The organism is Candidatus Krumholzibacteriota bacterium (assembly GCA_016931295.1).
In the GTDB taxonomy this organism is placed as follows: Bacteria; Krumholzibacteriota; Krumholzibacteriia; order Krumholzibacteriales; family Krumholzibacteriaceae; genus JAFGEZ01.
Window position 1 is genome coordinate 86,219 of the sequence record JAFGEZ010000022.1, and the last position, 20,887, is coordinate 107,105.

General features: G+C 67.3%; 14 protein-coding genes. 11 read left to right on the forward strand and 3 right to left on the reverse strand.

Going from position 1 to position 20,887, the window contains the following annotated elements; all coding sequences use genetic code 11:
- The first annotated feature begins 51 nt into the window (after positions 1-51).
- From JW876_06520 to JW876_06535, 4 genes are read left to right on the forward strand one after another with little or no spacing between them, the layout of a single operon-like run.
- Entirely contained in the window at positions 52-2,379 is a 2,328-nt protein-coding gene (locus tag JW876_06520) for an MMPL family transporter (protein ID MBN1885161.1), read from the forward strand.
- 29 nt (positions 2,380-2,408) lie between these two features.
- Positions 2,409-3,227, forward strand: coding sequence for an outer membrane lipoprotein-sorting protein (locus tag JW876_06525; GenBank protein ID MBN1885162.1), 819 nt, complete (start codon positions 2,409-2,411; stop codon positions 3,225-3,227).
- A 13-nt stretch (positions 3,228-3,240) separates the two neighbouring features.
- Positions 3,241-4,497, forward strand: coding sequence for a hypothetical protein (locus JW876_06530; GenBank protein ID MBN1885163.1), 1,257 nt, complete (start codon positions 3,241-3,243; stop codon positions 4,495-4,497).
- 38 nt (positions 4,498-4,535) lie between these two features.
- A complete protein-coding gene (locus tag JW876_06535) occupies positions 4,536-4,745 on the forward strand; it encodes a DUF2892 domain-containing protein (GenBank protein ID MBN1885164.1) in 210 nt (69 codons plus the stop codon).
- A 1-nt stretch (position 4,746) separates the two neighbouring features.
- On the opposite strand, the gene JW876_06540 is transcribed toward JW876_06535, so the two are convergent.
- Complete coding sequence (locus JW876_06540; protein ID MBN1885165.1) at positions 4,747-5,100, reverse strand: Smr/MutS family protein; 354 nt, start codon at positions 5,098-5,100, stop codon at positions 4,747-4,749.
- Positions 5,101-5,115: 15 nt separating this feature from the next.
- Here JW876_06540 and JW876_06545 point away from each other — a divergent pair, with 15 nt between their 5' ends.
- Complete coding sequence (locus tag JW876_06545; protein ID MBN1885166.1) at positions 5,116-7,278, forward strand: RNA-binding transcriptional accessory protein; 2,163 nt, start codon at positions 5,116-5,118, stop codon at positions 7,276-7,278.
- Between the two features lie 153 nt (positions 7,279-7,431).
- The gene (locus JW876_06550; protein ID MBN1885167.1) at positions 7,432-8,445 is read left to right on the forward strand and encodes a peptidylprolyl isomerase; all 1,014 of its coding nucleotides are present in this window, start codon (positions 7,432-7,434) and stop codon (positions 8,443-8,445) included.
- 26 nt (positions 8,446-8,471) lie between these two features.
- Here the strand turns inward: JW876_06550 and JW876_06555 are convergent, their stop codons facing one another.
- Together JW876_06555 and JW876_06560 are read right to left on the reverse strand one after the other, a co-directional pair.
- On the reverse strand, positions 8,472-9,122 hold the full coding sequence (locus tag JW876_06555; protein ID MBN1885168.1) for an anaerobic ribonucleoside-triphosphate reductase activating protein: 651 nt from the start codon (positions 9,120-9,122) through the stop codon (positions 8,472-8,474).
- A 1-nt stretch (position 9,123) separates the two neighbouring features.
- Complete coding sequence (locus JW876_06560; protein MBN1885169.1) at positions 9,124-11,271, reverse strand: ribonucleoside triphosphate reductase; 2,148 nt, start codon at positions 11,269-11,271, stop codon at positions 9,124-9,126.
- A 730-nt stretch (positions 11,272-12,001) separates the two neighbouring features.
- On the opposite strand from JW876_06560, the gene JW876_06565 reads away from it, so the two are divergent.
- The 5 genes from JW876_06565 to JW876_06585 form a co-directional block, all read left to right on the forward strand.
- Positions 12,002-12,985, forward strand: a complete 984-nt coding sequence (locus JW876_06565) for a response regulator (GenBank protein MBN1885170.1) — start codon at positions 12,002-12,004, stop codon at positions 12,983-12,985.
- A 170-nt stretch (positions 12,986-13,155) separates the two neighbouring features.
- Positions 13,156-13,638: an NADH-quinone oxidoreductase subunit NuoE gene (gene nuoE, locus JW876_06570; GenBank protein MBN1885171.1), complete on the forward strand. Its 483-nt coding sequence runs from the start codon at positions 13,156-13,158 to the stop codon at positions 13,636-13,638.
- A 50-nt stretch (positions 13,639-13,688) separates the two neighbouring features.
- Entirely contained in the window at positions 13,689-15,467 is a 1,779-nt protein-coding gene (locus JW876_06575) for an NADH-quinone oxidoreductase subunit NuoF (GenBank protein ID MBN1885172.1), read from the forward strand.
- Between the two features lie 13 nt (positions 15,468-15,480).
- Positions 15,481-19,158 (forward strand): FAD-dependent oxidoreductase, encoded by a 3,678-nt coding sequence (locus tag JW876_06580; protein MBN1885173.1) that lies wholly within the window; start codon positions 15,481-15,483, stop codon positions 19,156-19,158.
- 55 nt (positions 19,159-19,213) lie between these two features.
- Positions 19,214-20,887: hypothetical protein (locus JW876_06585; protein ID MBN1885174.1), on the forward strand; the 1,674-nt coding region annotated here is incomplete at its 3' end.

The following is a 20,887-nucleotide window of genomic DNA, read 5'->3' on the forward strand; positions in this document are numbered from 1 at the left end:
CAAAAGGGTTACATGCCGGGACATCCGCCCGGCCTACACAGGAGGCAGGACATGCGCAGACAACTCGAGGAATTCTCGATCGATCATCCCTGGGCGGTCATCGTGGCGGTCGCCGTCATCACCGTCTTCTTCGCGTTCCAGCTCCCCGGCATCCGTATCGACACGGACCCGGAGAACATGCTCGAGGCGGACGAACCGGCCCGCCTCTTCGATCACGAGGTGAAGGAGGAGTTCGCCATCTCCGACATCATCGCCGTCGGCGTGGTCTCCGAGGAAGGCGTCTTCACGAAGGAGGCACTGGGGAGAGTGTACCGGATAGCGGCGGAGATCGCCCGCATCGACGGCGTCGTGGCCGACGACATGCTCGCCCCGTCGATGGTCGACGACATCCGGCAGGACGACGACGGCGTGATGGTCGTCTCCGCGCTTCTCCCGCACGAGCCGGCGAACGATGCCGAGGCCGCGTTCGTTCTCGAGCGCATCCGGGAGAATCCGATCTTCCGGGGCAAGCTCGCCTCCGACGACGGCAAGGCCATCGCGTTGTACGTGCCGATCGAATCGAAGAGCATGTCCCACCGGATCGCCGGCGAGATGCAGGAGATCATCCACCGTCACGCCGGCGCCGAGCGGTACCACATCGCCGGCCTTCCGGTGGCCGAGGACAGCTTCGGCACGGAGATGTTCCGGCAGATGGCGATCAGCGCACCCCTCGCCGGGCTCGTCATCTTCCTGCTGCTCTTCGTCTTCTTCCGCAATCTCAGGATCATCGTCGCCCCGATGATCGTCGCCGTCGTCTCCACGATCTGGACGATGGGGCTCCTCGTGGCGACGGGAAACACCGTGCATATCATGAGCTCGATGATCCCGATCTTCCTCATCCCGATCGCCGTGCTCAACTCGATCCACATCATCTCCGAGTTCCACGACGAGTACCGGCGGTACAAGCACAAGAAGACGACGATCCGCAACACGATCCTCAAGCTCTTCACGCCGATGCTCTTCACCTCCCTGACGACGATCGTCGGATTCGCCTCGCTCGCGTTGACGCCCATCCCGCCGGTCCGCGTCTTCGGCATCTTCGTGGCCTTCGGCATCTTCGTCTCCTGGCTGCTCTCGATCACCTTCAATCCCGCCTTCGCCGTGCTGATCCCCGACCGGGCGCTGCGCAACTTCGGCCGGCACGACGACGCCCACGGGGTGCTGTCGCGCGTCCTCCACGCGCTGCGGGATTTCAACGCGCGCCACTACCGCAAGGTCTTCGCCGCGACGGCCGTCGTCGTGGTCGTATCGGCGGTCGGTCTCGGGCGAATCGTCGTCAACGACAACCCGGTGAAGTGGTTCAAGGCCGGCCATCCCCTGCGCGTGGCCGATGCCACGCTGAACCGCCACCTCGCCGGCACCTACATGAACTACCTCGTCATCGACGGGCTCGAGCCCGACGCGATGAAGAATCCCGACGTGCTGCGGTACGTCGAGCGCTTGCAGCGGCGTCTCGAGAGGAATCCCCACGTCGGGGGCGTGACCGGCATCACCGACGTCGTCAAGAAGGTGCGGTACGAGCTCTTCGACGGCGACCGCACGAAATTCGACATTCCCGACCGTTCCGAGGAGATCGCGCAGTCGCTCTTCCTCTTCGAGATCTCCGGCGGCGACGCCGACGATCTCTACAAGTTCGTCACCGAGGACTACGCGAAGGCCAATCTCTGGGTGCAGCTCCGCGACGGGGACAACCGCGCCGTCGTGTCGGTCGTCGAGGACGCCGAGCGTTTCATCCGCGAGACGCCTCCGCCGGTCGAGATGGACGTGAAATGGGCGGGGCTTCCCTACATCAACATCGTCTGGCAGCAGAAGATGGTGGGAGGGATGCGCAACGCGCTCCTCTCCTCCTTCGGCGTCGTCTTTCTCATGATGATGCTGCTCTTCCGGTCGCCGCTCTTGGGGTTCGTCTCGATGCTGCCCCTCAGCATCACGATCATGGCGATCTACGCGGCGCTCGGCTTCACCGGCAAGCCCTACGACATGCCCGTCGCGGTCCTCTCGTCGCTGACCCTCGGTTTGTCGATCGACTTCGCGATCCATTTCATCAAGCGCTCGCACGGCATCCACCGGGAGACGGGGGATTTCGCGAAGACGTACGCCGAGATGTTCGAGGGACTCGCCCGCGCGATCAGCAGGAACGTGCTCGTGATCTCCATCGGCTTCGTCCCGATGTTCTTCTCGGTGCTCGTTCCCTACGTCACCGTCGGATCCTTCTTCTTCGCGATCATGATCGTCTCGGGGGCCGTGACGATGTTCCTGCTCCCGTCGATCTTCATCGCCCTCGGGGAGCGGATGTTCCCCGCGAGGCAACTCGACCGGGCGGAGCGGAAGGCCGCCTGACCCGTCACCACTCGAACGGAGGCACTGTCATGAAGACCACCGGAATGATTCTCGCGCTGATCCTGGCGGCGTTCGCCGCGGCCCCGGCGTGGGCCGGCGAGCCCGGGGCGGCGCCGGGGCCCTCGGCCGACGAGCTGATGAGGAAGGCCCATCTGGCCACCTACTACGCCGCCACGGACGGCATCGCCGACGTCGAGATGCAGATCGTCAACTCGCGCGGCAAGGTCCGCGTGCGGGAGTTCACGATGGTGCGGCTCGACCTCGAGGAGGGCGGCGCGCAGGACTACTACACCTACTTCCGCAAGCCCTACGACGTGTCGCGTCTCACCTTCATGGTCCACAAGCTTCCCGGCGAGACCGACAAGCGGTGGCTCTACGTGCCCTCGGTGGATCTCGTCAAGCGGATCTCGGCCGACGACCGCACGTCGAGCTTCGTCGGCTCCGATTTCACCTACGAGGACGTCTCCGGACGCCACTGGAGCGAGGACGAGCACCGGCTGCTCCGCGAGGAGGCGCTCGACGGCCGGGATACGTACGTCATCGAGTCGACGCCCCGCGCCCCGGGCGGGGGGTTCGCGCGCAAGGTCTCCTGGGTAAACCGGGAGCACTTCGTGATCGTCCGCGAGGAGTACTACGGGTCCGGCGGCGACCTCGAGCGGATCTACACGGCCGAGCGCGTCGAGGAGGTCGCCGGCGTGCCGACGGCCACGCTGCGGCGGATGGAGGATGTCCGCAAGGGGCAGCACACCCTCGTCACCTTCTCGAACATCCGGTACGACGTCGGCGTCGACGAGGGCATCTTCACGGAGCGGTACCTCAAGAACCCGCCCCGCGAGTACATCAGGTAGGGGAGGTGGCGTCATGAACCGACTGACAGTATCGACGGCGGTCGTCGCGCTCCTGTTCGCCCTCCTTCACCCGCCCGCCGCGGCGGGCGAGGTCGAACTGAGCGGATTCCTCCAGGGGCTCTACGGGGCCGGCACGGACGCGGGCAATCCCGTTTCCTCCGACCTGTCGGCGGCGGAGACTAGGCTGCAGTTGCGTCTCGAATCCTTCGCCGACGGAGCGGCCTTCTTCGGCCGTCTCGACTTCGTCTACGAGGATTATCTCGAGCCGCGGCAGCGCTTCGAGCTCCGCGAGGGCTACGCGAAGATCACCCTCTTCGACCGGCTCGACCTCAAGATCGGCCGGCAGATCGCCACGTGGGGGACAGGCGACATGGTGTTCGTCAACGACCTGTTCGCCAAGGACTACCGCTCCTTCTTCAGCGGGCGGGACGACCAGTATCTCAAGGCGCCGCAGAACGCGCTGCGCGCCGAGCTCTACACCGGGCTCGGCGGCTTCACGGTCGTCTACACGCCGCGCTTCACCCCGAACCGGGTGCCGACGGGAGAGCGGCTCTCCTACTACGACCCCCTCGCCGGCGGCATCGTCGGCGGCGGGGACGTTCTGTTCGAGGGGCGGCTCCCCGGCGCCGAACTGGGCAACGGGGAGGCGGCCGTCCGGTTCAGCCGGTACGTCCGCTCGCTCGACGTGGCGGTCTATTTCTACCGGGGGTTCTACAAGGATCCCGTCGCGATGGACATGGCCACCTTCGAGGCGTATCACCCGGCCCTCCAGGCGACCGGATTCTCGTTCCGCCTGCCGGCGCTCGGCGGCATCGCCTGGCTCGAGGGCGGCCTCTACGACTCGCTCGACGACGACGGGGGAAACGATCCCGCCGTCCCGAACTCCTCGATGCTCGGTCTGGCGGGATTCGAGCGGCAGATCACGCCGGTGTTGACGGCGAACGTCCAGTACCTGGCCGAGACGATGCTCGACCACGATCGCTACGCGGCGAATCTCGCGCCGGGCCTAACCGCGGCCGACGAGACGCGCCACCTCGTCACCTCGCGGGTGACCGCGCGCCTCTTCATGGAGAACCTCGAGCTCTCGGGATTCGGTTTCTGGTCGCCCTCCGACGAGGATCGCTACGTCCGCGTCTCGGCGAGCTACCGGTACACCGACGCCGTCACCCTCGCCCTCGGCGCCAATCTCTTCGGCGGCGACGCGTGGACCCCCTTCGGCGGATTCGACCGCAACGACAACGTCTGGGCGAAGATCACGTACGGATTCTAGGAGCGGGCCGCCGGGCCGCCGGGTGAAAGGAAGAAAACATGACGCTCGAACGATCGATACGCCTGCTCGCCGGTCTTCTCGTACTGGCGTCCCTGTCGCTGGCGGCCGTCGCCTCGACGAGGTGGCTCCTGCTCGCCGTCTTCGTGGGACTGAACCTCGTGCAGTCGTCCTTCACGGGGTTCTGCCCGGCCGAGGCGGTGCTCGGCAGGCTCTTCTTCGGCGGAAAGAGGTCGGGGGAACGCGGGTAGATCATCGGTCCGGCTTTGACAGCTCGACGAGCGTGGCGCCCCATCCGCCGCCGGATTCGTCAGCCGTCTGGAAGGATCGCACGCGGGGATCCCCCTCGAGGATCGACTGGACGACGCGGCGGAGGACGCCCGTCCCCTTCCCGTGCACGATCCGCACGCTGAGGATCCCGCGCCGGCGGCATTCGCCGAGGTAGTCGGAAACGAGGTCGGCGACCTCCCGCGCGGGGAAGGCGTGCAGGTCGAGAACGCCGTCGATCGGCAGCTCGACCGGCCCGTCGAAGGGGTCGCCCGGCTCCTTGCCGTCCGCCGATCCGGGCTCGCCGGCCAGTTTTCCCTTGTGCTTTTCCTCTTCCATGCGTAATTGCAGTATATGCGAGAGACCACCGATACGCAACGGGCAGGGCGCGTCATGCGGATCGCCCGCGAGCTCGGCATCGCCGCCGGGCAGGTCGAGGCGACGGCCGCGCTCCTGGACGACGGGGCGACCGTCCCGTTCATCGCCCGGTACCGCAAGGAACGGACCGGTTCGCTCGACGAGGTGGCCGTCGCCGCGGTCCGCGACCGGCTCGCCGCGCTCCTCGAGCTCGATGCCCGGCGGGACGCGATCCTGCGGTCGCTCGACGAGCGGGAGCTCCTCACCGACGAGCTGCGGAAGGAGATCGACGGGGCCGACACCCTCGCCGTCCTCGAGGACATCTATCTGCCCTTCCGGCCGAAGCGCCGCACCCGCGCGAGCATCGCGCGCGAGCGGGGGCTCGAACCGCTCGCCGAGGCGATCCTCGCCCACCGGACCGATCCCGCCTTCGATCCGGAGGTTGCCGCGCGGCCGTTCGCCGATCCGGCGGGAGAGGTTCCCTCAGCCGCGGACGCACTCCAGGGGGCGCGCGACATCATCGCCGAACGGGCGAGCGAGGATCGCGGGATCCGCGAAGGGATGCGCGAACTCTTCCGCCGGAAGGGCGTCATCGTCTCCCGCGTGATGAAGGGAAGGGAAGAGGATGGGGCGACGTGGCGCGACTGGTTCGACTGGCGCGAGCCCGCTGCGTCGGCTCCGTCGCACCGCGTGCTCGCCATGTTCCGCGGCGAGCGGGAGAAGGTCCTCTCCCTGCACGTGCTCCCCGACGACGAGGCGGCCGTCGCCCTTCTCGAGAAACGGTTCGTCACGGGGCGGTCCCCGGCCGCCGACCAGGTGCGCGAGGCGGTCGTGGACGCGTGGAAGCGGCTCATCGCCCCCTCGATGGAGAACGAGACCCGCCGGTGGCTCAAGGAGCGCGCCGACGCCAGGGCGATCGAGATCTTCGCGGCGAACCTCCGGGAGCTGCTGATGGCGCCGCCGCTCGGGCAGCGGCGGGTGATGGCGATCGACCCCGGATTCCGCACGGGGTGCAAGCTCGTCTGCCTCGACCGCCAGGGGAAGCTCCTCCACCGGGAGACGATCTTTCCCCATACGGGGGAGAAGCGGGCCGCCGAGGCGGCCGCGCGGGTCCGTTCGCTCGTCGGACGGTTCGAAACCGAGACGATCGCGATCGGCAACGGGACGGCGGGCCGGGAGACGGAACGCTTCGTCCGGGGGCTCGGTCTCGACGCGGGAATCGACATCGTCTCCGTGAACGAATCGGGGGCGTCGGTCTATTCCGCCTCCGGCGCGGCGCGGGAGGAATTCCCCGACGAGGACGTGACGGTGCGCGGGGCCGTCTCGATCGGCCGGCGGCTGATGGACCCCCTGGCCGAGCTGGTCAAGATCGAGCCGAAATCGATCGGCGTGGGTCAGTACCAGCACGACGTCGACGGATCGAGGCTCCGCGGCGCCCTCGACGACGTCGTGGTCTCCTGCGTGAACAGCGTGGGCGTGGAGGTCAACACGGCGAGCCGGCGACTCCTTTCCTATGTCTCCGGCCTGGGGGAGGGCCTCGCGGCGGGGATCGTCGCGTGGCGTGAGGAGAACGGGCCCTTCGCCTCGCGCGACGAGCTCAGACGCGTGCCCCGGCTCGGCCCGAAGGCCTTCGAGCAGTCGGCGGGATTCCTCCGCGTCCGGAACGGCGCCCATCCGCTCGACAGGAGCGCCGTCCACCCGGAGAGCTACGGTGTCGTCGAGCGGATGGCCCGCGACCGCGACTGCGCCGTGGCCGATCTCGTCGGCGACGCGTCCCTGCGGGAGGAGATCGAGCTCGAACGCTACGTCGACGGCGAGACGGGGCTGCCCACCCTCGAGGACATCATGCGCGAGCTGGCGCGCCCCGGCCGCGATCCGCGAAAGGCCTTCGAATCCTTCTCCTTCGCCGAGGGAATCGAGGAGATCGGGGATCTTCGCGCGGGGATGCGGCTTCCCGGGATCGTGACCAACGTGACCGCCTTCGGCGCGTTCGTCGACGTCGGCGTCCACCAGGACGGCCTCGTCCACGTCAGCAAGCTCGCCGACCGCTACGTCGCCGACCCGGCCGATGTCGTCCGCGCGGGGCAGCGGGTCGTCGTCACCGTTCTCGACGTCGATCTCGACCGCGGGCGCATCTCCCTCTCGATGCGCGAGGGGTGATTTCCAAGCCGCTGGACATCGCCATACCCGTCTGTTATCATTCCGTGCGCGGGGGCCGATCCCTTGTTCAACGGATCCGGTCCACTCAACGGCGAGGCATGCCCGCGGTCGGGGTGCCTTTTTCTCGTCTCATTCGTCGAAAGGACGAATACCATGCGTTTCAAGGCACTCGTGTCGGTCGCCTTCCTGGTCGCGGTACTCGCCGCATTCGGGTGCTCCGAGAAGGAAGAGACCGCGGGGAAGGGCGACATGCAGGAAGTCACGGGAGACGTCGCGATCACGGTTGACGGCAGCGCCATCACGGCCGACGAGCTGGCCGGCGAGGTCTCGCGCCTGAAGAGCCAGTACGAGCAGCGGCTCGGGGCGCAGCAGGTCGATGCGATGAAAAGCGCCATCAAGACGCAGTCGGTGACGAACGTCATCAACCGTCGCCTGCTCGAGGCGGCGGCGAGAGAACGGGGATTCGTGGCGAGCGACGAGAAGGTCGAGCAGCGGATCGCCGATCTGCGGGCGCAGTATCCCTCGCCGGAGGCCTTCGACGAGCGCCTCGCGGCCGGCGGGATGACGATGGAGCAGCTGCGCGGCGAGATGAAGTCGGGGATCGGCATCGAGGAGATGCTCGAGGCCGAGCTCGAGAAGGCGCCGAAGAAGACCGACGAGGAGCTCCTCGCCTTCTACGAGGAGAACGTCGACCGCTTCAAGGAGGCCGAGCAGGTCAGGGCCAGCCACATCCTCGTCAAGGTCGAGCCGAGCGACACCGACGCGATGAAGGCCGAGAAGCTCCTCAAGATCAAGAACATCCGGGAGGAGCTCCTCCTCGGCGCCGATTTCGCCGAGAAGGCGCGGGAGGCCTCCGAATGCCCGAGCAGCGCCAACGGCGGCGATCTCGGGTTCTTCGAGCACGGTTCGATGGTCAAGCCCTTCGCCGACGCGGCCTTCGCGCTCGATGTCGGCTCGATCAGCCCGATCGTCGAGACGCAGTTCGGCTTCCACGTCATCAAGGTCACCGAGCGCAAGCCGGCGCGGACCGTGCCCTTCGACGAGGCCCGGCAGCACATCGAGGCCGACTTCGAGCGGTCCCGCCAGCAGGAGGTCGTTGGCAGACTGCTGAACGAGCTTCGCGAGAAGGCGCAGATCGTCTACGTCGATTCCGTCTGGGCCATATAGGATTCTCGGGGAGGCGGGGAGGGCCGTCAGGCCGAGCCGAGTTCCTCCATCGCGGCGCGGGCGCTCTCCCGGAGGGCCGGGTCGAGCGCATTGGCCGGCTCGAAGGGCTGGATGCGGTGGGGCGAGCCGCGCGGAACGAGCCGCGCCAGCTCGCGCAGGTCGGCCTCGTCGAGCAGGGCGGGAACGTGGGTCGTGCGGAACTCGTGCGGCAGGCCGCTTCCGGCGATGAGGGCGATGCTCTCCCGGATCCGGCCGAGCGGGGCCCGGACGCCGACGAGACGGTCGTAGCGCCTCTCGGGGGCCTTCACGTCCATCGCGAGATAGTCGACGACTCCGCGCAATAGCAGGTCCCGGATGACGTCCGGCCGGCTGCCGTTCGTGTCGAGCTTGACGGCGAATCCCATCGATCCCAGCTTTCCCAGGAACGAGGCCAGGTCGGGCTGGAGCGTCGGTTCGCCGCCGGTGACGACGACCCCGTCGAGCCGGCCGCGCCGGCTGTCGAGGTACTGCAGCACGAGCTCCTCGGCGACGGCCGCGCCGTCGCCGGCCTCCCCGGGGATGAGGGCGCCGTTGTGACAGAAGGGGCAGCGGAAGTTGCACCCCTGCGTGAAGACGATCGCGGCGACGCGGCCGGGAAAGTCGCTGAGGCTGAACCGCTGGAATCCGCCGATTCTCATCCTATACGCCGATCGTGAAATTCCGCCTGAGCTCGAATTCGGCCTGCTTGCCCTCGTTCCACTGGTTGATCGGCCGCAGGTAGCCGACCACACGCGAGTAGACCTCCGTCTCCGCCCCGCACTCGGGGCAGGTGTCGCTGCGTCCCTTCAGGTACCCGTGCGTCGGGCAGACGGAGAAGGTGGGGGAGAGGGTGAAGTAGGGCAGGCGATAGCGGTCGCAGACCCGCCGGACGAAGCTCTTGACCGCCGACGGATCGGCCGCCGCCTCGCCGAGAAAGACGTGGAGGACGGTGCCGCCGGTGTATTTCGCCTGCAGCTCGTCCTGGAGATCGAAGACGGTGAAGATGTCGTCCGTGTAGTTGACGGGCAGCTGCGTCGAGTTCGAGTAGACCGGCTCCGCGCCGTCGACGACCTCGCGCTCGTTCGCGCACCGGATCTCGGGGTAGAGCTGCCGGTCGAGCCTGGCCAGCCGGTAGGCCGTCCCCTCGGCGGGCGTCGCCTCGAGGTTGTAGATGTTGCCCGTCTCCTCCTGGAAGCGCATGAGGCGGTCGCGCATGAAATCGAGGACGCGGCCGGCGAAGCCGCTTCCCGCCGGCGTGCCGATGTCGACGCCCAGCAAATTCAGGCACGCCTCGTTCATCCCGACGAGGCCGATCGTCGAGAAGTGGTTGTGCCAGTAGGAGTCGTTCCTCTCCTTCATGTTCCGCAGATAGAATTTCGTATAGGGGTAGAGATCATTGTCGGTGAAGCGCTCGAGGACCTTCCGCTTGGTCTCGAGGCTCGTCCGGCCGATCTCCATGAGGTGCCCGAGCCGCCGGAGGAACTCGTCCTCGTCCGCGGAGAGGTGACCGAGGCGCGGCATGTTGATCGTCACGACGCCGATCGATCCGGTGAGCGGGTTCGCGCCGAAGAGGCCGCCGCCGCGCTTCTCCAGCGTCCGGAGGTCGAGCCGGAGCCGGCAGCACATCGAGCGGGCGTCGTCGGGCGACATGTCTGAGTTGACGAAATTCGCGAAGTAGGGGATCCCGTACTTCGCCGTGACGTCCCAGAGCCGTTCGAGACCGGGGGCGTCCCAGTCGAAATCGGGAGCGATGTTGTAGGTGGGGATGGGGAAGGTGAAGACGCGGCCCTTCGCGTCGCCCTCCGAGAGGACCTCGAGGAAGGCCCGGTTCAGCATCGTCATCTCTTCCCGGAAGTCGCCGTAGACCTCCTCGCGATACTCGCCGCCGACGATGACGTGCTGGCCGGCGAGCGTCGAGGGGGGCTGGAGGTCGAGGGTGAGGTTCGTGAAGGGCGTCTGGAACCCGACGCGCGTGGGCACGTTGACGTTGAAGACGAATTCCTGCAGGCACTGCTTGACCCGCTCGTAGTCGAGACCGTCGAACCGGATGAAGGGGGCGAGGAGTGTGTCGAAGTTGCTGAAGGCCTGCGCTCCGGCGGCCTCCCCCTGGAGGGTGTAGAAGAAGTTGACGATCTGGCCGAGGGCCGTGCGGAAATGCTTCGCCGGCTTGCTCTCCGCCTTGCCGCGGGCTCCCTGGAACCCGCTCAGCAGAAGGTCCTGCAGGTCCCAGCCAACGCAGTAGACCGAGAGGAGGCCGAGGTCGTGGATGTGCAGGGCGCCGTCGAGGTGCGCCTCGCGGACCTCCGGCGTGTATATCTTGTTCAGCCAGTAGACCTTGCTGATCTCGCTCGAGATGTAGTTGTTGAGCCCCTGGAGAGAGTAGGCCATGTTGCTGTTCTCGCGGACCTTCCAGTCGAGCTTCTCAAGGTAGGAGTCGATGAGGTCGAGGTCGGCCTTCTGCACCATCTCGCGTATGCGCGCGTGCTGGTCGCGGTAGAGGATGTACGCCTTCGCCGTCTTCTTGAAGGGAGAGGCGAGGAGGACCTCCTCGACCATGTCCTGGATCTGCTCGACCATCGGGACGTCGCCCTCGATGATCGCCTGGGTGAGGGTGAGCACGCGGATCGACAGCCGCCGGGCCGTCTCCTCGTCGAATTCCCCGGTCGCCCTGCCGGCCTTGATGATCGCCGAGGTGATCTTCGATGCGTCGAAGGGAACGAGGCGGCCGTCGCGCTTCCTGATCGTGTCGAAGCCGACGGTCCCCCCCGCCGCGGCGTCCTGTCGTTCGCCGGGGGTGAGAACGTCCATGCCATGTCCTCTCTGTTGTCGGTGGCGACGGCGATAGGGCGGACGGGATGCCCCGTCGATCGAAGGCGGTTTTGTCGAGGCCGCGTCCGCGCCGGAACGGGCCGGGCGGCGACGCGTCGGCCGGCGGCAAAACAACCCTCGGGAACCCGGGCGATAACCGTCGTGTCGGGGCCTCTCCAACCCCGGATCTCCCGTCTCGCGTTTCGATGTCCAGGGATGTTCCCCGGGAGCAAGACCCAATATATTGGGGGTCACTTTTTCATGTCAACACTAAATGTGGTGACCCCCGCGACGGTCCCGGCAGTGCGTCGCGGGCGGCACGCCACGTGTAACGAATTTTGTACATGGATGTTACGGAGCCGTGACCGCCGGCGCGCGCACGCCCCGACGGTTTCCGTCCGCCGTGGCGCCCGCCGGGGAACGACAAGCGCGAAAAGAGGTTGCGCGGCGCCGGGAAACGGGTGCGCTCGGCGAGATTTTTTTTGACACCGGGGGCGGTCGCCTCGCCGCCGGCGCCGTCGATGCGGCCGCGCGTCGTCGGTCGATTCCGATCCCCGGACAGGCCGGCTCGTACGCAAAACGCAGGAAAATCCGAAAAACCGCATTTCAATTGACATCGCTTTTTTCGCCCGGTATCCTTACACGGATGCCGTTTACCGCGATTCGAACCGGGAGGCGGGAGAGCGTTTTCCGCCCGCGACTCGAGGTTTTGACGAACAGGAGGGTCCCGTTGAAAGGCCGTGTTCTCATCATCGACGACGAGGCCGAGATCAGGCGAAACCTTACCGTCGGTCTCACCCAGGAAGGCTACACCGCCGTCGCCTGTCCCGACGGGATCTCCGCGATCCACGAGCTCAACGCCGCCCGGGAGAAGGGGATCAACTACGATTATCTCGTCACCGACATCTTCATGCCCGACATCGACGGGCTGAAGATACTCAAGGTGATCAAGATCCAGTACCCCGAGGTGCCCGTTCTCGTCATCACGGGATTCGGCGACGAATCCCTCAAGCTGACCGCCCTCTCCGAGCACAACACCGGCTACCTCGACAAGCCCTTCGAGATCCCCGATCTCGTCGAGGCCCTCGAGGCCCTCTCTCCCGGCTCGACCGACGCGTCCGTCGAGGCGGCGAAGGAGGAGCCGGCGATCCGCGAATCGGTCAGCGCCTATCTCACGATCCGCATCACCGATCCCGGCCGGAGCATGGAGATCTACCAGCAGCTCTACGACATGCCCGGCGTCCAGTCCTGCGAGGCCGTCCGGGGCGACTTCGACATCATCGTTCTCGCGCAGGGCAACTCCCGGAACGAGATCGACGACCTGTTCGACCGGATCGGCGCCATGAAGGGCGTCGAGGTCGTCTCGGTCTCGCGGGTGGAGCGTCCCAAGCTCGACCGCGACGTCGACGAGTTCATCGACATCTACTCCCAGGCCGTCAAGCAGGGAGAGAAGACGACGCCGGCGAAACAGCCCGGGACGACGAGCTACATCATCGTCGACGTCGACCCGGCCCAGATACAGCAGATCTTCACGACCGTCTTCTTCATCGACGAGGTCGTTTTCTGCGACGTCATCGAGGACGGCGCCAAGCTCGTCGGGATGATCACCGGCCAGGGGGCCGTCGGCAAGACGCCGCGCATCATCGAGAAGCTCAGCCAGATCGACGGCGTGCTCCGCGTCCGCGAGGCCAAGGTCATCAAGATGTACGACTGATCGCCGCGTCCTCCGGGACGCGGCCGGGACGGACACATCGGAATCAATGACGAAGACTGCCGTTCCCTTCCGGGGGGGCGGCTGTCTTGCCCGTTTTCGCTTCACGCGCCGCGAGGCCGGAGAAGGGAGTGATCGCTACGGCAGGCAGGAAAGAGAATTTCGGCTACCGCCTGTGGCGGTATGACGGCGCTCCCGGGGAACTGATCCCGCTGCTCCAGTCGGCTCAGGATCATTTCGGATACATTCCCCGGAGGGCGATCAGCCACATATCCGGTGTCACGGGGATACCGGAGTCCGAGGTGTACGGCGTCATCACGTTCTACAGCCAGTTCAGGCTGCAGCCGATGGGCAAGTACGTGATCCGCGCCTGCGCGGGCACGGCGTGCCACGTATCCGGATCGCGGATGATCATCGAGACGATCCAGGACGAACTCGGCATCGAGGTCGGCGAAACGACGAAGGACGGCCTGTTCACGCTGAACACCGTCGCCTGCATCGGGTGCTGCTCGCTCGCCCCCGTCGTCATGATCAACGAGGATACGCACGGCCAGCTCACCCCCGCATCGCTGCGGAAGCTCCTCAGGGACTACCGCCGGCGCGAGGCGAAGGCGGCCGGCGAATCGTCCGCGGCGAGTTGCCGCGAGTCGGCCTGAGCGGGCCCGGTCGACGGATCCGGTACCAACGAACAGTCTGGAGTCCTTCCATGAAGAGAGTAATAGTCGGGATGAGCACGTGCGGGCTCTCGGCCGGCGCCCAGCAGACCTACGACGCGATCGCGGGGCTGCTCGAGTCCTCCCCGGGCGCTTTCGAGCTTTCCCGCACGGGTTGTATCGGCATGTGCTACCGCGAGCCGCTCGTGGAGATCCGCGACGGCGACGACCGCGTCATCTACGGCGACGTCACCCCCGAGCTCGCGGGCGAGATCGTCTCGCGCCACGTCCTCGGCGGCGAGGTCCTCGGCGACCACGTCGCGTACTCGATCGCCGCCGACGGAACGACCGGCGGCGACGAGAAGGTCTTCCACGATCTGCAGCACCGGATCGTGCTGCGCAACTGCGGGGTGATCGACCCGGAGTCGATCGAGGAGTACGAGGCGACCGGCGGATACGCGGCCGCCCGGAAGGCCCTCCTCGAAATGACGCCGGAGGAGATCGTCAGGGAGGTGTCGGAGGCCGGGCTGCGGGGCCGCGGAGGCGCGGGGTTCCCGACGGGGCTCAAGTGGTCCTTCGCCGCGAAGAACGCCGCCGACCGGAAGTACGTCGTCTGCAACGCCGACGAGGGCGATCCCGGCGCCTTCATGGACCGCTCCGTCCTCGAAGGCGATCCGCACGCCGTCCTCGAGGGGATGATCGTCTGCGGGCGCGCGATCGGCGCGAGCTACGGATACGTCTACTGCCGGGCCGAGTACCCGATGGCGATCCACCGCCTCACGATCGCCCTCGATGCGGCCCGCGAGAAGGGGTACCTCGGCACGAACATCCTCGGCTCGGGCTTCGATTTCGACATCAAGATCAAGCAGGGCGCCGGCGCGTTCGTCTGCGGCGAGGAGACCGCCCTCTTCGCGTCGATCGAGGGCGAGCGCGGGATGCCGCGCATCCGTCCCCCCTTCCCGGCCGAAAAGGGGCTCTGGCGGAAGCCGACGAACAACAACAACGTCGAGACCTACGCGAACGTTCCCTGGATCCTCATGAACGGGGCGGCCGGGTACAGAAAGTTCGGCACGGAGAAGAGCCCGGGGACGAAGGTCTTCGCGCTCGCCGGCAAGGTGCGCCACGGCGGTCTCGCCGAGGTGCCGATGGGGACGACGATCAACGACCTCGTCTTCAAGATCGGCGGCGGCATCAAGGCGGACAAGGAATTCAAGGCGGTCCAGATGGGCGGCCCCTCGGGGGGCTGCATCCCCGCCTCTCTCGGCGAAACGCCGGTCGATTTCGAGTCGATCCCGGCCACCGGCGCCATCATGGGCTCGGGCGGCATGGTCGTCCTCGACGAATCGACCTGCATGGTCGAGATGGCCCGCTTCTTCCTCGATTTCACGCAGAAGGAATCCTGCGGCAAGTGCACCTTCTGCCGCATCGGCACCCTGCGGATGCTCGAGGTGCTCGAGCGGATCACCAAGGGCGAGGGATGCGAGGGAGACGTCGCGAAGCTCGCCGAGCTCGGCGAGAAGATCAAGGAGGCGAGCCTCTGCGGTCTCGGCCAGACGGCGCCCAATCCCGTCCTCTCGACGATCCGGTATTACCGCAACGAGTACGACGCCCACATCGCCGATCGCCGGTGCCCGGCCGGCGATTGCCAGGCGCTCGTCGATTTCGTGATCGATCCCGAAAAATGCGTCGGCTGTACCGTCTGCGCGAAGAACTGCCCGGTCGACGCGATCTCGGGCGAACGGAAACAGCCGCACACGATCGATGTCGAGAAATGCGTCAAGTGCGGCAAGTGCGTGACGAGCTGCAATTTCGGCGCCGTGTACAAGCGGTAGGAGGAGCGAGGCCATGGAGAAGATCAACGTCACAATCAACGGACAGGAGATCGAGGCCGCTCCCGGGAAGACGATCCTCGAGGTGGTCAGGGAACTCGGCCTCGACGACATCCCCACCCTCTGCCACTCGGACGAGCTCGCGCCCTACGGTTCGTGCTTCCTCTGCGTCGTCGAGGTGAAGGGTCGGGCCAACCTCGTCCCCGCCTGCGCCACGCGCATCGCGCCGGGGATGGAAGTGGTCACGCGCAACGAGCGGATCGTCGCCTCGCGAAGGACCGCGCTGGAGCTGCTGCTCTCCAATCACTACGCCGACTGCGTCTCTCCCTGCATGGAGGGATGCCCGGCGAACGTCGACGCCCAGGGCTACATCGCCCTCTCGGCGATGGGGCTTCCGAAGAAGGCCGTCGATCTCATCCGCGAGGCCAACCCGCTTCCGGCCGTCTGCGGGCGCGTCTGCGTGCGCAAGTGCGAGGTCGTCTGCCGGCGCGAGGACGTCGACCGCGCCGTCGGCATCAACGCGATCAAGCGGCATGTCACCGACACGCCGGGCATCTACGACGCCGACCCGGCCCGGGAGCCCGACACGGGCAAGACGGTCGGGATCGTCGGCGCCGGGCCCGCGGGGCTCACCGCCGCGTGGTTCCTCGGCCGCAGGGGACACCGTGCCGTCATGTACGAGGCGATGCCCCGCTCGGGCGGCATGCTCCGCTACGGGATCCCCACCTACCGGCTCCCCGACGACGTCATCGACAACGAGGTCGATTACATCTGCCGCGCCGGCGCGGAGATCAAATACAACGTGCGCGTCGGGAAAGACGTCACGATGGAGGAGCTCAGGCGGAAGCACGACGCCGTCTTCGTCGCCAACGGCGCCTGGACGGGCAAGCCGATGCGCGTCGAGGGGGAGTTCGAGACCGAGGGCGTCGTCTCCGGCGTGGATTTCCTCGTCGAGAAGGCCGACGACCCCTCCCCCGTCGCGGGGACGGTCGTGGTGGTCGGCGGCGGCAACACCGCCATGGACGTGGCCCGGACCGCCTGGCGATGCGGCGCCGACAAGGTGATCATCCTCTATCGCCGCACGAAGGCCGAGATGCCCGCCGACGCGATGGAGATCGAGGACGCGATCGACGAGGGCATCGAGATACTCGAGCTCGCCGCTCCGATCGGGATCGTCGCCGAGAAGGGCCGTCTCAAGGCGCTCCGATGCCGGCGGATGAAGCTCGGCGAGCCGGACGACTCCGGCCGCCGCCGTCCCGTGCCGATCGAGGGATCCGAGTTCGACCAGCCCTGCCAGCTCGCCGTCGCGGCGATCGGGCAGGACACCGTCATGGACGGCCTCGCCGGCGACGGCGACGGCCCGGAACTGACGAGATGGAAGACCTTCGTCGTGGACACGGCGACGATGAAGACGAGCGTCGACGGCGTCTTCGCCGGCGGGGACGCCGCCGACGACGGGCCGACGGTCGTCATCGACGCGATCCGCGACGGCCAGCGCGCCGCGAGGGCGATCCACGCCTTCCTGACCGGCGAGAAGCCGGCCGCCGGACCGTTCGTGGTGCGCAAGGAATTCTGGAGCAAGCCCGGCACGGCCGAGCTCGGCGAGGTGCCCGAGAGCCCGCGCCACGAGGTTCACCTGATCGACGTCGAAAACCGCCGCGGCTCCTTCACGGAGGTGGCGACGGGCTTCGAGTACGAGGACAACGTCCACGAGACGGCCCGCTGCCTCTCCTGCGGCTGCGTGCGGTTCGAGGATTGCTCGCTCCGCCTCTACGCCGAGGAGTACGGCGTCGACATGGAGAAGTACAAGGGATACGTGCGCAAGCACAAGGTGGACGAGCGGCATCCGTACATCGTCTACGACCCGAACAAGTGCGTCCTCTGCTCGCGGTGCATCCGCACCTGCGCGCGCGTTTTGCCGATCTCGGCCATCGGCCTCGTCAACCGCGGATTCCGCACGGAGATGCGGCCCGCGATGAACGACCCGCTCGTCGAGACGAGCTGCGTGAGCTGCGGCAACTGCGTGGACGCCTGCCCGACGGGGGCGCTCACCGTCAAGTATCCCTTCGCCGGTCGCGCCTCGCTCGCCACCGTGGATGTGCCCACGCACTGCGGATTCTGTTCGCTCGCCTGCCCGATCACGGTGAAGCGGTTCGGCGACGGGCGGTATTACATCGGGCCGTCCGGGACGCCGGGCGAGTACCTCTGCCGCTACGGGCGGTTCGGGCACGAGCTCTTCGTCAAGCGCGCCCGCATCGCCGCCGCGGGGATCCGCGACGGCTCCGGGCGGCGCGCGGTGGAGACCTGCGACGCCCATCGCAGGATCGTCGCCGGGATGCGCGCCGCCGTCGCCGCCGGGGGCGCGGATGCCGTGGCCGTCTTCGTCTCGCCCGAGCTGACCAGCGAGGAACTCTACCTCGCGGGGCGGATCGCCCGCGAGGGGCTGGGCACGAACAACGTCGCATCCCTCTCGATCATCGGGACGGGCAACGAGGCGGGCGCGCTCGACGCGTCATTCGGATTCACCGCGTCCACGGCCGACCGGTCCTGCCTCGCCGACGCCGATCTCGTCGTCTGCAACAACACGTCGATGGAGTCGGACCACCTGGTCCTCGCCGTCGACGTCATCGACGCGGTCAGGCGGGGCGCGGGCATGATCGTCGCCAACTCGACGCTCGATCCGGCGGACCAGATCCTCTCGACTCTCGCGCTCGATCCGATGCGCGGCCGCGCCGCGATCCTCTGGAGCGGGGTCGCCCGCGTCCTGATCGACGAGGGGCACATCGCCGCCGACGTCGTCGGGAAGCTTCCCGGCGCGAAGGATCTCCTCGAGAAAGCCGCGGACGCCGCCGGGGCGGCATCGATGTCCGGCGTCGACGAGGAACGGATCCGCCGGGCGGCCGGACTCATCGCTGCGGCGAAACGGATCGTCTTCGTGCACAGCCCCGACCGGACGCAGGACGCGGCGACGGGCGACATGGCCGCGCTCGCCAACCTCGTCGTCTTGCTCCGCGCCGCCGGCGCCAGGGCCGACCTGCTGCTGCCGCGGAACATCGCGAACAGCGCGGCCCTCGAGGTGGCGGGAGCCGACCCGGCCTTCGCCGCGGGACGCGTCCCCAGTCCGGCAAACCTCGCCGGGGCGCGGAGCCACGCCGATCTCAGGCGGCGTCTCGACGACGGCCTGATCAGGGCGGCCTTCGTCATCGGCGAGGACCCGCTGGCCTGGGACAAGACCGGCGCATGGCTGCGGAACGTCGAGTTCCTCGCCGCGATGGACTGGACCGAGACCGAGACGACGAGTTCGGCCGACGTGGTCCTTCCCGGGTCCACCTGCCTGGAGACGGCGGGGACGCGATGCAACTTCGAGGGGCGGGTCGTCGAATACGCCCGCGCGGTCGAACCGCCCGCGGGCGTCTCGGGCCGCGAGATCCTCGGCGGCCTCGCGGCGGAATTCGGCATCGGGATCGACGGCGGCGACGCCGGCGGACTCCGACGCGCCGTCGCCGCGAACCTGGACGGCCTCGCGGCCTTCTACTGGAATACGGGAGAGGCGAGGACGGCCCCCGGCGGGGCGCGTCTCGTCGGGGTCGCCGCGGAGGTCGAATCCCCCGCGATACAGCCTCCCGTCACGCACGCGGAAAACTACAAGCGGGAGATCAGGGAGGTCGGGACGCAGCGCTACCGGGTGCGGTGACCGGATCGACACCGGCGCCCGGCCCGTTCCGGGGGCCCGGACGAAGGGGGCTCGCATGCTCAGGATACCCAGCTTCTTCAGGTTCATGGAGAGCAACTTCGACTACCTGCTCGTCTTCGACGAGCAGGAGAAGATCCTCCACGCGAGCCCGCTGCTCGAACGGGACGTGAATCCCGGCGGCGCCCCGCTCGAGGGCCGCGGTATCGGGGAGATCCTGACGCCCGCCTCGCTGGACACCGTCCGCTCGGCGATGGCCCAGGCGCGCGGGGGACATCGCGGCATCGCCGTCATATCCCCCGCGGGCGAGAGCGCCGTTTCCATCCCCCTGAAGGCGGGGATGACCGAGGGCGAGGCCGGGATCGATTTCGTCTTCTTCGGCAAGCGGCTCGAGGGGCTCCACGCCGACGCCGAATGGGAGAAGAACGAGCGGGTCAAGGAGCTCTCCTGCCTCTACGACGTCGCCGAGTTCATCGACGTCTCCTCCTCGATACACGAATTCTTCACGCGACTGCCCGAGTTCCTCTCCCCGGGGATGCTCTTTCCCGACGAGACGGTCGTCTACTCGGCCTACCAGGGGACGGAATACGGGCAGAAGCCCTCCTCCGGCAACTACATCTCCGTGCGCCTCGTCGTCGGCGGGCAGGACAAGGGCGAGATCCGCGTCGGCTACCACGACGATGATCACGAGCTCCTCCCCGAGGAGCAGAAGATGCTCGACGAGATCGCGAGGATCCTCAACCTCGCACTCGAGCGCAAGGAGCTCAAGGAACGCCTCGTGCTGAAGCAGGAGGAGGAGGCCGAGTACAGCCGGCGTCTCGAGGAGCTGACCTCCGAGATCGCGTCCAAGACGATCGAGCTCGACGGGCAGCGACGGAAGCTCGAGATCGTCGATTCCTACATCAACCGGGTGAACCGGGGCTGGGAGGAGTCGAAGGTCCAGCTCGAGACGATGTTCAAGGCGATCCCGGACGAGGTCGTCCTCATCGATCGGAACCGGCGGGTCGTGATGACGAACCGGGAGGACGTGACGCCCGGCGTCACCTGCTACGAGGGGTTCTTCGGCCGCGACAAGCCCTGCGAGAACTGCCGGCTCGCCCGTATCCTCAGCGAGAAGACGCCCCTGACCCTCACGATGAAGCACGAAGACCGTTTCCTCCAGGTGCATGCGCTCCCGGTCGTCTACAGCGAGGAGGGGGAGGTCGACGGCATCCTCGAGTTCTATCGCGACGTGACGCTCGAGCACACCTACGACCAGCAGCTCCAGCAGGCGGACAAGCTCGCCTCCCTCGGCCAGCTCGTCAGCGGGATCGGCCACGAGATCAACAATCCGAACCAGTTCATCCGCGGCAACATCAAGATCATCAAGCAGGCGCTCGACGACATGCTCCCGATCGTCGACGACTACCAGCGAACCCACCCCGAGCTGAAGATCGCCAGGCTCCAGTACGGGTTCTTTCGCGAGCACATCATGACGCTCGTCGACGACATGGCGCACGGCTCGGAACGCATCAAGGCGATCGTCGAGGGGCTCCGGACCTTCGTGCGCAAGGACGAGGGACTGCTCGTCGACACGGTCGACATCAACACGCTCGTCGAGGCGAGCGCCCGCCTCGTGCACAACCAGGTGCACCAGAAGGCCGAGATCGAGCTCGATCTCGGCGCCGACATCCCGACCTTCACCGGGAACGCGCAGAAGATCGAACAGGTGCTCGTCAATCTCCTCGTGAAC